At 59.8% G+C, this 13,140-nt stretch carries 12 protein-coding genes; 7 read left to right on the top strand and 5 right to left on the bottom strand.

Annotation, left to right across the window (positions count from 1 at the left end):
* Window positions 1-293: 293 nt before the first annotated feature.
* The 7 genes from NL528_RS03080 (at window position 294) to NL528_RS03110 (ending at window position 7,904) form a co-directional block, all read left to right on the top strand.
* Window positions 294-728: a DUF2231 domain-containing protein gene (locus tag NL528_RS03080; protein WP_309181254.1), complete on the top strand. Its 435-nt coding sequence runs from the start codon at window positions 294-296 to the stop codon at window positions 726-728.
* Window positions 729-756: 28 nt separating this feature from the next.
* Window positions 757-2,121 (top strand): PQQ-dependent sugar dehydrogenase, encoded by a 1,365-nt coding sequence (locus tag NL528_RS03085; protein WP_375143980.1) that lies wholly within the window; start codon window positions 757-759, stop codon window positions 2,119-2,121.
* A gap of 480 nt (window positions 2,122-2,601) precedes the next feature.
* On the top strand, window positions 2,602-2,847 hold the full coding sequence (locus NL528_RS46915) for a hypothetical protein (protein WP_375143981.1): 246 nt from the start codon (window positions 2,602-2,604) through the stop codon (window positions 2,845-2,847).
* Between the two features lie 307 nt (window positions 2,848-3,154).
* Window positions 3,155-4,549, top strand: a complete 1,395-nt coding sequence (locus NL528_RS03095) for a multicopper oxidase domain-containing protein (protein WP_309181255.1) — start codon at window positions 3,155-3,157, stop codon at window positions 4,547-4,549.
* Window positions 4,550-4,784: 235 nt separating this feature from the next.
* A complete protein-coding gene (locus tag NL528_RS03100) occupies window positions 4,785-6,176 on the top strand; it encodes a carbohydrate porin (protein ID WP_309181256.1) in 1,392 nt (463 codons plus the stop codon).
* 247 nt (window positions 6,177-6,423) lie between these two features.
* The gene (locus NL528_RS03105; RefSeq protein WP_309185364.1) at window positions 6,424-6,600 is read left to right on the top strand and encodes a hypothetical protein; all 177 of its coding nucleotides are present in this window, start codon (window positions 6,424-6,426) and stop codon (window positions 6,598-6,600) included.
* Window positions 6,601-6,923: 323 nt separating this feature from the next.
* Window positions 6,924-7,904: an ABC transporter substrate-binding protein gene (locus NL528_RS03110; RefSeq protein ID WP_309181257.1), complete on the top strand. Its 981-nt coding sequence runs from the start codon at window positions 6,924-6,926 to the stop codon at window positions 7,902-7,904.
* Between the two features lie 587 nt (window positions 7,905-8,491).
* Here the strand turns inward: NL528_RS03110 and NL528_RS03115 are convergent.
* The 5 genes from NL528_RS03115 to NL528_RS46920 all read right to left on the bottom strand — a co-directional run bounded on the left by NL528_RS03115 (window position 8,492) and on the right by NL528_RS46920 (window position 13,071).
* Window positions 8,492-9,031 carry a hypothetical protein gene (locus tag NL528_RS03115; protein WP_309181258.1) on the bottom strand — a complete coding sequence of 180 codons (540 nt, stop codon included), beginning with the start codon at window positions 9,029-9,031 and terminating at the stop codon, window positions 8,492-8,494.
* Window positions 9,028-9,375: a hypothetical protein gene (locus tag NL528_RS03120; RefSeq protein ID WP_309181259.1), complete on the bottom strand. Its 348-nt coding sequence runs from the start codon at window positions 9,373-9,375 to the stop codon at window positions 9,028-9,030. The genes NL528_RS03115 and NL528_RS03120 overlap by 4 nt, the downstream gene beginning before the upstream one ends.
* 279 nt (window positions 9,376-9,654) lie before the next feature.
* The gene (locus NL528_RS03125; protein ID WP_309181260.1) at window positions 9,655-12,075 is read right to left on the bottom strand and encodes an AAA family ATPase; all 2,421 of its coding nucleotides are present in this window, start codon (window positions 12,073-12,075) and stop codon (window positions 9,655-9,657) included.
* Between the two features lie 28 nt (window positions 12,076-12,103).
* The gene (locus tag NL528_RS03130; RefSeq protein WP_309181261.1) at window positions 12,104-12,856 is read right to left on the bottom strand and encodes a DUF3102 domain-containing protein; all 753 of its coding nucleotides are present in this window, start codon (window positions 12,854-12,856) and stop codon (window positions 12,104-12,106) included.
* Window positions 12,853-13,071 carry a helix-turn-helix domain-containing protein gene (locus NL528_RS46920; RefSeq protein ID WP_375143982.1) on the bottom strand — a complete coding sequence of 73 codons (219 nt, stop codon included), beginning with the start codon at window positions 13,069-13,071 and terminating at the stop codon, window positions 12,853-12,855. The genes NL528_RS03130 and NL528_RS46920 overlap by 4 nt, the downstream gene beginning before the upstream one ends.
* Window positions 13,072-13,140: the final 69 nt, after the last annotated feature.

Genomic DNA, 13,140 nt, shown 5'->3' on the forward strand with positions numbered 1-13,140 from the left:
GGAGATTGCCCTGGCGCTGGAGCGGTGAAACGGCGTCATTCAAAGCCGCGCAAATCGACGAAACCGGTTCCGTTCAACCGACGCCGGCCGAGCTTTTCGCCGTTAGCGGCGCGCGACCATTATTATTTTGACCACAACAACAGTGCGATCTGGCCGTGGCGCATCGCCAAGACGCTTAGTGCCATCAAGATCCGTCAGCGATCCGACTCCCCAAGACACTAAACTCTAATTTAATGGCGAGCCCGCAGCGCTTTACTATGTGAAAAAACGGTAATGGCTCTGAGGATCGAGATATGCAGCACGACACGATAAATGAGACGTCCTTCGCGCGCGATGCCAGCACGCAGTCAACGGCCAAAGCCGACAGACAAGCGATTCATCGAATCTTGCTTCCGTTTTCCGTCGCGTATTTCACGGCCGCTTTTGTGACCGATCTGCTCTATTGGCGGACTGCCGAGGTGATGTGGCAGAGGTTTTCCGTCTGGCTGATAGTGGCTGGTCTGATCGTGGCCGGCTTTGCGGTGATTGCTGCCGTGATCGACCTTGCACGTGGTACGCAAAGGCCGGCGCGGCTCCACGCGCTCGGCTACGCAGTTGGTGTCTCGCTCTCACTGATCAATGTCTTCATCCACAGCCGCGACGGGTATACCGCAGTCGTACCGACCGGCCTGATGCTTTCCGGGGTCGCCGTAGTCATTCTGTTGGCGACGGCCTCGGCTGGAGCTTGACGGACCCTCATCGCGTTGGAGCAGACACATGATGCGCGTCCTCAAGATTGTCCGTTCGGCGAAACTACGGCGTGGTGTCGCCGTCTGTGTCGCCGTCGCCGGTTTGGGACTCGCGGGCTGCGACGACAACGGCGGTGACCCGAAAAGCGAGATCGGCGCCCATCCCATGCTCCCCGCGCTGCAGCAATATTTGCTGCCGCCGATCCGGATTGCCAGAGCAGTTGCGTGGGGAAACGATGAAGCGCCGACGGTGCCGCAGGGATTGCAAATCCATGCATTAGCCACCGGCTTTGAGCATCCCCGATCCCTCTTCGTCCTTCCGAACGGAGATGTGCTGGTGGTCGAGGGCAATGGTCCAACAGCGCCGATCTTCCGCCCCAAGGACCTCGTCACCGCCTGGGTAGAGTGGCTCGCCGGCGCGAGGGCAAAAGGCGCAAACCGTATAACGCTGTTGCGCGATACCAATGGCGATGGCGTCCCGGAGCTACGAACCGTCTTGCTGGATCATCTTAACTCGCCCTTTGGCGTCGCTTTGGTTGGCAATGATCTTTATGTTGCCAACACCGATGCCATCATCCGTTATCCCTATCAGGAAGGGCAAACCAGCATCACTGCCCCTGGCACCAAGCTGACCGACCTTCCTGGCGGCCCGATCGATCATCACTGGACCAAGGCTTTGTTGGCCCGCCCGGATGGCTCCAAGCTCTATGTCGGTGTCGGATCCAACAGCAACATCACCGAAAACGGAATTGGAGCTGAGTATGAACGAGCCGCGATCTGGGAGGTCGACCGGGCATCGGGCGCCCATCGCATACTCGCCAGCGGCACGCGCAATCCCACGGGCCTCGCGTGGGAGCCTGAGACCCGCAAACTCTGGGCCATCGTCAACGAACGCGATGAGATCGGCCCCGATCTGGTTCCGGACTATCTGACTTCTGTGCAGGACGGCGGTTTCTATGGCTGGCCCTATAGCTATTACGGCCAGCACCTCGACCCGCGGGTCCAGCCTCAACGCCCCGATCTGGTGGCAAAGGCGATTGTACCGGACTACGCGCTGAGCTCCCACGTCGCGCCCTTGGGTGTAGCCATGTACACAGGCTCCGGGCTTCCGGCAAACTATCGCAGCGGTGCGTTTGTCAGCGAACACGGAAGCTGGGATCGAACGCCTCTCAACGGCTACAAGGTAGTGTTCGTGCCGTTCAGCGGCGGAATACCCAGCGGCCCGGCGCAGGACGTCGTTACCGGCTTCCTCGATGCAAACAATCACGCGCGCGGAAGGCCGGTTGGTCTGGCAGTCGATCGGACCGGCGGACTGCTGATCGCCGATGACGTCGGAGACACCGTGTGGCGGGTGTCATCAAGTAATCCCCATTCTGCGTCGGGCCCCCACTGAAATGGAATTTAATGGTCCCGGCTGGCTACCAAACTACAATTGGGCGGCGCACTCAGAATGGCAGAGCCCGCCGAACCCGGACTGGCCGGCCGTGAACCCACCGATCGGCGATCATATGATCTTGAGGCGGCTTGGACCGAGGCGATTCCTGTCTGACCTGTTGAACCGGCAAGAGCGGATAAGGCGCAGCAATCCGCGACAAGCACCGCCGCGTTCTGTAGTTACCGTCAGGATGCCTTGCCTCTGGGACAGGCCGAGCATCAACGATTTGTTCCAGGCACACCGATTCGCGCAGAGGATAACAATGACCACGCCAACCGACATCGGCAAGAATGTTACCTCTGCGTCCCGCCGACGATTTCTAACGGAAGGTGGTGCCTTGTTGGGCGGGGCCGTCATTGCTGGTGGCCTCGCTGGACATGAAGAGCGCCCGCCGCGACCAAAAATACGGGCAACCTCCCTCCCAACGTACCGGAATGGATGAAGACGCCCGGCGATCTCATGGGAAGCCAGCCATATGGCGCGCCTTCCCCGTTCGAAAAAGACGTCATCAAGAACATCTCGAAGACGTTGCCCCAGTATCTATCGGCGTCCGGACGCACGCCGTTGCAGGATCTCGACGGCATCCTCACGCCGAACGGTCTATTCTACGAGCGCCATCATGGTGGCGTTCCCACCATCGATCCTGCACAGCACGCCGACGCTGCTTGCGCAGCGCCTCCATGAGGTCGACCACTCCTTCAAGCGGTGGTGATGGCACGAAGCGTTGTTGTCGTCTCCTACGCACCCTAGATACCCCATGGGGGTATCGTAGCGAGATGGAGTTGATGACATGCGTGTGCAGCACGCCCCTGTTCCCAATCATTCAGATGCCGTCGCGGGCCAAAACTCGCGTTTGCGGGTCGATCCCTTTTCTCGGCGTCGCTTTCTGAAGGCGGCACTCGCCGCCGCGACCCTGCCCATTCTCCCGGGCGCGGGGCGCGCTGCAGCCTCTCCTGGGAAGCGGCTCGTCGCCGGAACACGGATTATTGAAGTGAATGGTCGACCGGCCAAGGTCTTCGGGCTCATCGGTCCGGACGGCCGTCCCGGGCTACGCCTCGACCCCGGTGAACGGTTCCGCGTTGACCTCGTGAATGAGACTGGCGCGCGCACCATTGTGCATTGGCATGGGCAGCTTCCGCCCTGGACGCAGGACGGCTTTCCGTGGCCGGAGAGCCCGCCGATCGCGAACAGCGCGGTTCAAGCCTACGACTATGCTCCGATTCCGGGCACGTATTGGATGCATTCGCATCAGGACATGCAGGAGCAGAGCCTGATGACCGCGCCGCTCATCGTTCATGACGCCGCGGAACTTCGCGAAGACCGGCAGGAAGTCGTTCTCATGCTGCACGACTTCACCTTCCGAACGCCGGAGGAAGTGCTCGCCGGCCTCACCGGCACGAACGTAGCCGCGGTACAGGCCATGCTGCAAAAGATGGAGCAGGCTCCAGGTCGCACAGTCGGCACCAATGCGGTGCATGCAAGCTTGAGCAGCATGGCTGCCGACGTGCCCGACGCGGGCATGTCAGGAATGGAGATGCCGGCAATGAACATGTCGGGGCCGGGCGGCATGCATATGGATCTGAATGACGTTCAATATGACGCCATCCTGGCAAACGACCGAACGCTCGCCGATCCGGAGGTCGTGCGCGTCGAGCGTGGCGGCCGGATCCGGCTCCGCGTCATCAACGGCGCGTCCTCGAGCCAGTTCTGGGTAGATCTCGGCGAACTCGTCGGCCACGTGGTGGCGACTGACGGCCAGCCCGTACATCCGGTTGCGGGCAGCCGCTTCCCCATCGCGATGGCTCAACGCCTCGATATCCTGATTGATCTTCCAGAAGTCGGCGCGTTTCCGATACTTGCGCGGCTGGAAGGCGACGGTCGGCAGACCGGCATCATCCTCGCCACGACCGGGGCGCGCATACCGCGGATCGCGGAGAGCGCGCAAACCGCGCCGCCGGTCGATCATTCGCTGGAGGCCCGCCTTGCGGCGGTGCAACCGCTGCCGTCACGCCCCGCGGATGCCATCCATACGATTGCTCTCGGCGGCGCAATGAAACCTTATGCATGGTCCATGAACGGAGAGTACTGGCCTCAGGTCAAACCGCTCATGCTGGACAAGGGGCAGCGTATTGAGATCGATCTGGTCAATCGCACGATGATGGCGCATCCGATGCATCTGCATGGCCATGCTTTCCAGGTGATCGCGATCGACAGCCGGCCGATCCAGGGAGCCGTCCGCGACACTGTTCTGGTCATGCCAATGGGCCGTGTCCGGATCGCTTTCGACGCCGACAATCCCGGGCGATGGCCGTTCCACTGTCACAATCTCTATCACCAGGCCACCGGCATGATGACGGAGTTCAGGTATCAGGGCATTGCCACTTGACGATCCGTTTCCGTAGTCACGCTCATTGACGACAATTTCTGGCAATAGCCGTGACCTGTCCGCGGCATGGCGTACGGCATTGATCTATTATCGGGCCAGCGTGCGATGTTGTCGTATCCGGTCAGATCAACTACGGCCGCACAATTGTCTGAATGACAGATCACGTTCGCATCAGATGAGTTCTTGAAACCGGGTCAACTCTTGGAGCCGGGGCATGAATTCCTGGAATCCTCTCATGCCGAGGATCGGCCGGCGTCGATGGGCGTTGGCGGCGGGCGTGGTTTGTTTGTTTGGCGCATTCAACGAACTAGGGACGAAAGCCTGGGCGCAAGCGCAACGGTCGGACAATCCGGCCACGCCGGGCGGGTCATACGCGACTGGTGATTGGGGCGGCGTACGGTCTTATCTAGAGCGCCTCGGCGTTACCTTCACCCTTAGCTACACCAACGATTTCCTGGCCAATGTGAGCGGCGGTATCAAGACCGGCGCAGTCGGGATCGGGATCTTCCAGCCGCATGTCGACCTCGACTTGCAAAAGCTTTTGGGGTGGGAGGGAGATAAAATCCATATCCACGGCCTCGTCACCCATGGTCCGTTCTTCAGTTCGACCTATCTCGGCAACATCCTGGCCGTGTCGAATCTCGAGGCGGGGCCGGTCGCACGGCTCTATGCGCTCTGGTACGAGCACAACGCGCCCGACGACCACTGGTCCGTCCGCGCCGGCCTGATGTTGGCAGACAGCCAGTTCTTGCAGAGCGAGACTGCATCCAATTTCCTCAACAACGGCATCAGCTGGCCGACCTTTCTCGCCGGCAACCTGCCGGCCTCGGGGCCCGCCTATCCGTTGCCCGCCCCCGGCATTCGCGTGCGTGTGAAGCCGCGCGACGATCTGCAGTTCCAGGCCGCGGTGTTCAGCGGCGATCCCAGCGGCGGCGACGGCTCCAATCTACCGGGTCCGCTTCCGACCGGGACGGTCTTCAGCTTTCGCGGCGGCGCCTTTGTCATCGCAGAGGCGAGCTACTTGGCCAATCAGGGCAAGGACGCCAAAGGACTTCCCGGCACCTACCGCATCGGGGCGTGGTACGCCACCAGCTCGCGGTTTTTCGATCAGCGCTTCGACAATACCGGCCTCTCGCTCGCAAATCCGCAGTCCACCGGCATTCCGCTCAAGCACACCGGGGACGGCGGCGTCTACGGCGTGATGGATCAGACGCTCTATCGCGTTCCCGGCACCGACGACCAAGGCCTTTCCGCATTCCTTCGCGCGGGCGGCGTTCCCAACGACCGCAACCTGATCAACTTCTACGCCGACGGCGGCCTGCTTTACAAAGGTCTGGTGCCGGGGCGTCCCGACGACAAGGTCGGCGTTGCCTTTGCCCACGCGCGCATCGGCGACAACGCGCGCGGGCTGGATGCCGATACCGGACTATTCGGTAACTTCTTTTTTCCGGTGCGCAGCAGCGAAACGATGATCGAGATGATGTATCAAACGCAACCGAAACCATGGTGGACGCTGCAACCCGAACTCCAATACATCATCCGGCCGGGTGGCGGCGTCCTTAACCCCGATGGCAAGCTCCGACCGAACGCGTGGGTCATTGTCCTTCGCTCAGCGCTGAATTTCTAGGGCTTTCTTTGCGGCCTGATCCTCACGGCAGTTGGCCGCGGTATCGATGCTGCTTGTCGCGGTCGACATCCGGCCACGCCAGAATCGCCAGTGCTGGAATGGCGTACGGATCTGGGGGCGCGAGGTAGCTCGCGTCCCTACTGCGCAAGATGCTGTTTGCTGCGGTGCCTAGTCCGGTTATGACCCTGGCTGTGTAAGAACTTGGCTGCTTTTCTATGATTCTCTCGTGATTCTGCGGGGGAAGCTGATGAGGCGCTTCGTTGAGCAGGCGGATCGTGGGCAGTGGACGCTATTGCCCGAATGCCTCGATGATTTCGTTGACGAGAGCAACCCTGTTCGCGTGATCGATGTATTTGTTGATGCGCTCGATTTGGCAGAGATGAGCTTTAAAGCCGAGCAGTTTTCTCTGGATGATCGAGCATGAGTACCTTCTGCGGCGCGAATCGTCTGGAGCACAGAGTAGGGAATATGGCTCAACAGAGCCATCCTCGATGTGTCGCACAATCGCCGTTTCGCGACGCTGCGAGTCGGGATCACTTCCGCCTTTGGCCCTTCACGAAATGTTGCGCCGCCGTAGGACTTCGGTCGCTAACGGGGCACAGCGGACGCCGACGGGCGGCCGTATGTTGCAGAGGGGCGACGCTCGTGACCCATCTGCGACATCGGCGACCGAAAATTGCCGCGATGCAGAACGCGACCGTCACGCTACAATGCGGTAGGCTGTGACCCTCGACCTGAGGGCGACCCATGAGGCGACGGGAATTCATCGCACTTCTCGGCGGCACGGCGGCAGTATGGCCGCTCATCACGCGCGCACAAGCTTTGAATAAGCCGCCCGTCATCGCTTTTATGAGCCTAGTCGCTCCGGAGCGCAATGTGAGGTTGATGGGTGCGTTTGTGCAGGGACTTCGAGAGCTCGATTTCGTTCAAGATCGAGATTTTGAGCTTGCGCTGCGTTCGGCTGAGGGTCGACTGGATCGAGCCGCGTCGCTCGCACGGGAAGTGGTTGATTTACGACCGGACGTAATTCTGGCCACCGCCACACCGGCCGTCGTAGCCGTGTCGGCACTGACCAAAACCGTTCCCATAGTCTGCCCACTTCTGGCAGACCCCGTTCATCTCGGTCTGATTGCCAGCATGTCACATCCGGGAGGCAACGTGACCGGGGTCTTATTCCGTACCGAGGGTCTGGTCGGCAAGCAGCTGGAACTCGCATTGCAGCTGATTCCAGGTGCCCGCAGGATTGGATTTCTTGTGAACGTCGCAGGCCCGGTTGTCATTGACCGGGAAGAACTGGAGCGTACCAATCGGAATCTAGGTGTTGAACTGGACACCATGGAGGTTCGTGTACCGGATGATCTCAATGGCGCCTTTCAGGCGTTAGCGAACAGCGGTGTTCAGGCTGTCGTTGTGCAGACCGACCCGATGTTCTTCAACGAGCGGGAGCGAATTTCCGCCCTTGCGGCCGCGACGCGGTTGCCGGCGGTCTATGCTTTCCGAGACCATATCGATGCCGGTGGACTCATCAGCTACGGAGTTAATCTGGCTGAGTGCTTTCACAGCGCAGCCGGTTATGTCGTAAGAATCCTAAAGGGATCAAAGCCCGGCGATTTACCCGTCGAGTTTCCGACCAAACTAGAGTTGATAATCAATCTCAAAGCGGCCAAGGCCCTTGGAATAACGGTGCCGCCAATTCTCTTGGCGACGGCCGATGAAGCAATCGAATGATTCTTCTACATGTCGCCTACTGGCACTTCTCGGACCTGCCAATCGTTAAACGAATGTCTGCTCTGCGGAGAACAGGGGACGTCGTGACCAACTCGGATGATAGCCCGCATCCTGAATCAGGGATGCCCTCCCAACGGACAAGGTGCTACCACGTTGCCGTTGCCAAGCTAGCCAGTGCCTGACGCTGCCCTAACATCAAGCGCGGGAGGGTTCTAGCGTTTCACCTTTGCACTGTTGCTCAATCAGTTCACCCGTTCGACGCCCGGCTGGGAAGGAAACGTGGTGGCAGCGACTGGGTCGTGAGCGTGCAGTCGTCTTGTTACCTGAAATTTTCCTTCGCCGTCGGCACGCTGACCGCCCGGCGAATTGCTCAGTTAAGCGTCTTGTGCCGGACTGCGGCCCAAACGATCTGATACTGCTGAGAGCGCTCAGACCATCTCCTTTTTCCGGTATCATATATCAAACCCTGCCTGACCAGCCTTCGAAGCGCTGCCTCAATTTCAAGTCGTGCCTGATCCGGTTCGGTGGTTACAAAGTCCTCAAGCCAGCGGGGGCTTATAGATATCTTGCTCATCGGCGAACTTTCTCTATTTGGACCTTGCCAATTGCTCAAAATGGGCTCTGGCCTCAACCCGATGGGGGCATGACCGCCAGTCAATTTCAGGATCAGGAAGCCACGATAGGCCATCTTCGATCGGTTTGAAGTTTGGATAGTAGTCGAGCAGATGAGTATCGGCGGCACGCTGCGCCTCTTCGCTCGTGGCGAAAAATGCGGGCTCGCCATCATGCAGCATCGGGTAGTCATCGCGATACGCCAACCAGTTGCCCCGTTTATCTCGCTCAACCCGTAGGAGCGCGAACTGCGTAAGCTTCACGAACCGCGCCGCACCTTGGCGCTGCCATCTTGGCGGGTTTCGCTCATAGTATGCGGCAAGTACGGGGATGGCATCGACAAGTGATTGAACGACGGCGATTTCGCTATCGCACTCATCAGGTGCAAGGTCGGCTTCCACGCTAAAGGGGCCTTCACGCCCGTTGAGCGGACGAACGCGGCCAACGATGAAATCTGCATCGTCGTTGACGATAGCGTAGTGGTCGTAATTCCTAAAAAGAAGATAGTTTTTCATGGGATCATCCCTTCTCTGTGACCGGCCGCGCCGGTCGGCTTGATCGTGGGGGACGATCTGTTTTCGCGAATGGGACGAGCCCAGCCGCGGGTGATAGTATTTCCGGCTCGGCCGCCCGGCATCAAGCGGCGGCTCTTGATCGGAATGAAATGTAGGTCGCGCATGACGGTGGCGAGGCGGCGCGCTGTACCGGTCGTCTTCGGCTCGCCGATCAAATCGAGCACGGCCGCGGTGCTGATCGCAAACTTGCCGCGCATGGCCGCCTCCACCTTGTCTCGAAAAGGGTCAGCATCACGCTTGGCCAATTCATACTTGGCACGTTCTAGTCTCGCCATGAAACTCATAAGCCGCCCCCTGCGGTGATCTTCGACCTTTTCGACGGTTGGTCCCGCCACACGAATTTATCGCCAAAGATTTGACGCCGAACCGTAAATGAGTGGCTAACGATATGGTGATCCGACCGCGCACCTGAACGACACCCGGGTGGCGCCACCACAACGGTGTGAAGGTTACAATGTGGGGCTGAGCGCGGGGATGGGGCGGCTGACGTCTAAGGGGAGGCCGGCGGCGTCGTGGCGCGGTGGGACCTTGCTCAACGGGCGACACGACGATCGTCAGACGGATTATGTGTCCGCAGTTGTGCCACCCCCCGCACTCCCCCCACACCCCCCTAGCGGTGCGGGGGACCCGCAGGGCTGGTCCCGCACCGGACAAACCGCAGTGCCCGCAGATACAACTGCGGTAGTTTGCGGGGACTGTGGGGCTTCAGCAGCTTGCTGGACGAATATTCGGCCAAGGGCGGTAAGAACGAGCCCATTGGGTTCGTAGGGCCCCTTTCCGGGCCGGTGGATTTTGACTGGCTTAACCTCAAGCAATCCCGCGTCGATCAGGTGGTCTAGGATAGCCTTCCCGTCTTGTTCGGAGGCCATGCCGCTGCGGTGCGGGGCGATCGCCCTGGCAATCACCGGCGCGGCCTTGCGGGTCTTGGCTTGGCTCGCGTTGCTGAGCGGTGGGCTTGCACGGTCGATGGCTTCCAGCGCCGATTTAATTAGTCCGTCGGGGTAGGCTGGGCCGGAGGTGCCAGGGGTGAATGTTTCCACCACAGCCACCTTGTCGCCGTTCGGGTACGTCGGCGGCTGCTGGTTTTGAATTTCAACACTTGTAGTTCGATACCACCTGTCGTCTGTGTTCGGTGGGCTGAAATTTTGCTTTGTGCCTATAACTCGAAACACCGATTTGGCTTCCCAGGGCGGCAGTCCAAGCCGACCAGCGTCCTTTTCCGCCAACGGCTCAATACCGAGGGCAATTCGACACAAATTTACGAAGGACGCAGCGCCCATGGCGCTCTCCGCTGATTTTGGATCGCGCCCCTTCGCCGCGTGATGGGCAACCATGATCGCCATGCGTCGTCTGGCCGCTAGAGCGGCCAGCTGCCCCATTAACAGGGCCGCGGCAGAGTTGTCGTTCGCGTCGACGCCGCCCATGAAGTTGATCAACGGGTCAATGATAAGGACGTCCGGCTTGAAGTGATCTAGCTCGGCGTTCAAAGCGCTCCAGCCCGGGTCATCAAGGATCGGCGCCGGCCCTACCGAGCGCAGAAGTGGTAGGCCCCATTTCTCTCCCCCGATGACCTGGTATGAAGCTACGTCAGCGTCACTAAGGCCATGGTGCTGCATGGCGGCCCGGAGGCGGAGTGCGATCTCGTTGGTCGGGTCCTCAGCGCTTATGTACAAGACGCTCAGAGGGCCACCAAAGACGTGAGCGCCTAGCAGAGGGCGGCCCGATGCGCATGCCAAACCACACGTTAGCAGCCAAGTGCTCTTTGCCTTGCCTCCAGGCGCAACCAACATGGAGACTGCGCTGCGCATTAGATCATTTCCGTGCAGCCATTGCCGCTTCGGTGGAACGAGAGGAAGACTGGCTACGGGAACCGCCCGCGGCGAATTTGGCACTGCTGCGATGGAAGGTGCGATCTCGGCGGCGGACCAGCCCTGCCATCCGTGCTTGTGGGCAAGGTAGTACACAGTGGCTATAGTGATTGGATTGTCATCATTGAATGCCTCGCTTACGTATCGGTCCCAACGCTTTCGGTTGTCCGATAAGTCGTACCCTGGCGCTTGGCTGGAGGCTGTGTCTAAAATCTGCCAAAGCTGCTCGGCCTGCGTCTTGTGGATGGCAGCCTCGTGAGCCAGTGCACGGGCCACCTCGAGCCAACCTTGCTCATCGGCAATCGCCGCAGCAGGAATTGCCGCCACGGCAGAGCGGATTTCTTCGACGTCGGTGTAGAGACCGTCCGACAGGCTCGTCACTGTCAAATGTCCGAACAGCTTTTGGAGACGCTGACGAGCTGCGTCGGTGAAGTTTGCGGCATTGCACCAGCGTCCGCTTGGTGTCGGCACCGCGGCCGGCGACGACGCCGACGTCATGACCGGGGACAGCTCCAATTTGCTGGCCAATTCAGACAGCTTCCAACGGTGGGCGGACGTGCCTAGCTTTTCGAGCTGTACCAGCCGCGGCTCAATTGGATTTTTAAGGTGTAGCGTGCCAGGAAGCCGCATCACGCGCGGAAGGTCCTTGATCGCCCGATCGGTTCCCAACTTGTCGAGCAGCATTTCCTGCCATTCACGAAACTGGTCGCGAGGGACTTCGGTAAGAAAATAATAGTGAGCACCTCTGCCGGTCTTCACGACCATGCTTGGGGTGATGTCGCACGCTGCAAAAATCTGGCCGCAACGCTCAACCTGCTCATCGCTATCTGCGTCGACATACAGAGCTCGTACCCGAATGATATTCTTGGTACTTCGACCTCGAAAATCAGTCTCGTTGATTGTTACGAAGATGCCGGCCCGCCGCTCTGGCGTGTTGAGCGTCTCGACCCTCGGCCACACCTCATCAAGGGTGCCGTGGAAAATCTCGGCGTAGCCGTCATCGCCGTCGCCGAAAAACTGGAACGTAAATCTAGTTGCGCAAGGATCCAGACAGGCCAGGAATTCTCTCGCCATGTCCTTATCGAGCGCGGGCGTGGTTAGTGTGAGCTCGCTCATTGTTGCCGGCCCCCCCTCCGTAATCGCTTCAACCTTCCACATCCGCTTCTTTGCGGTCCGTCTGCTTCGGCTTTGTTCCTTCGGCACGTTGTTCGGACGGAATTGTGCCGTCGCTTGCAGGCGGGATTGGCCAGGACGCACGGGACTTCTTCAGGTCCGCAATCTCAGTCAGGAGCTTCCCCAATTGGTCAAGAATGCTCGCCTGCACATAAGTTTTGGCGAAGCGGTCGGGCGGCTTCTTGTTAGTTATGCGATCGAGTTCCAGCACGAGCCTGGTGAAATTGAATTCCGTATCATCCCGCGGGTTGACCCTGCTACGCGGCTTTGCGAGCTCTGGTACGCTGCTGGCGGCGCTTATCTGGGGTTCAGCTTCGTTCGCAACCAACTCCTCCATTGCCTTCTCGATGATCTCTTTAGCTTCATCACTTCCGAGACGTTTTTCCTTCGCGGCTTTGATGACTGCTTCCGTAGCCTCGCGCCGGCAGCGCCCTTCGCCCCAGTAGCTATCCTCTGAGAGAAGGTAGAGCGCCGAAGGGCTGAGGTTCAAATCCGAACCGAGTTCGTTTTTGGCTGCGAAGTCGGCGGCCTTGATGTACTTCTGGGCGCTCCGATCCGACATGGAGAACTCGACCTTCAACCACGACAACCATACACCGTGTTTCACATGCGTCTTGGCCTCGGCGAGCAAAGCTCCGATAGTGAGGATGTTGCCGGTCTCGCGTTTAATGGCGACGCGTAATTCGTCAGTGACGTCGGCTAGCGTGCGATTGGGCAGCGTCATGACACGGCTCCTCGCTCTCGTCTGGCAGGCTGCGCCGTGATCGACGGAAGCGACTGCACCCACCGCCGCAGATCGTCGTCGAGTACTAGCGTGCGCCGTCCACGTTTGACTGCGCGCAGAGCGCCAGACCGAATAGCTTCATAGATTGCTGTACGCCCCGCGCATGCGATCAAGCATGCTTCGGGAACACTGTAGGCAAGTGGGGAATGGTTCATCGTCGACCTCCGTGGCTGGCCGGGATCATCCCGGAGAACACGCGAGGGAATGTACGGATCGAGAGTTGC

The organism is Bradyrhizobium sp. Ash2021 (assembly GCF_031202265.1).
GTDB lineage: Bacteria > Pseudomonadota > Alphaproteobacteria > Rhizobiales > Xanthobacteraceae > Bradyrhizobium.

Excerpts from the sequence above, each read along its gene's own strand:
- NL528_RS03080 (WP_309181254.1), top strand. The coding sequence starts at position 294 with ATGCAGCACGACACGATAAATGAGACGTCCTTCGCGCGCGATGCCAGC.
- NL528_RS03085 (WP_375143980.1), top strand. The coding sequence starts at position 757 with ATGATGCGCGTCCTCAAGATTGTCCGTTCGGCGAAACTACGGCGTGGT.
- NL528_RS46915 (WP_375143981.1), top strand. The coding sequence starts at position 2,602 with ATGAAGACGCCCGGCGATCTCATGGGAAGCCAGCCATATGGCGCGCCT.
- NL528_RS03100 (WP_309181256.1), top strand. The coding sequence starts at position 4,785 with ATGCCGAGGATCGGCCGGCGTCGATGGGCGTTGGCGGCGGGCGTGGTT.
- NL528_RS03105 (WP_309185364.1), top strand. The coding sequence starts at position 6,424 with ATGAGGCGCTTCGTTGAGCAGGCGGATCGTGGGCAGTGGACGCTATTG.
- NL528_RS03110 (WP_309181257.1), top strand. The coding sequence starts at position 6,924 with ATGAGGCGACGGGAATTCATCGCACTTCTCGGCGGCACGGCGGCAGTA.
- NL528_RS03115 (WP_309181258.1), bottom strand. The coding sequence starts at position 9,031 with ATGAAAAACTATCTTCTTTTTAGGAATTACGACCACTACGCTATCGTC.
- NL528_RS03120 (WP_309181259.1), bottom strand. The coding sequence starts at position 9,375 with ATGAGTTTCATGGCGAGACTAGAACGTGCCAAGTATGAATTGGCCAAG.
- NL528_RS03125 (WP_309181260.1), bottom strand. The coding sequence starts at position 12,075 with ATGAGCGAGCTCACACTAACCACGCCCGCGCTCGATAAGGACATGGCG.
- NL528_RS03130 (WP_309181261.1), bottom strand. The coding sequence starts at position 12,856 with ATGACGCTGCCCAATCGCACGCTAGCCGACGTCACTGACGAATTACGC.
- NL528_RS46920 (WP_375143982.1), bottom strand. The coding sequence starts at position 13,071 with ATGAACCATTCCCCACTTGCCTACAGTGTTCCCGAAGCATGCTTGATC.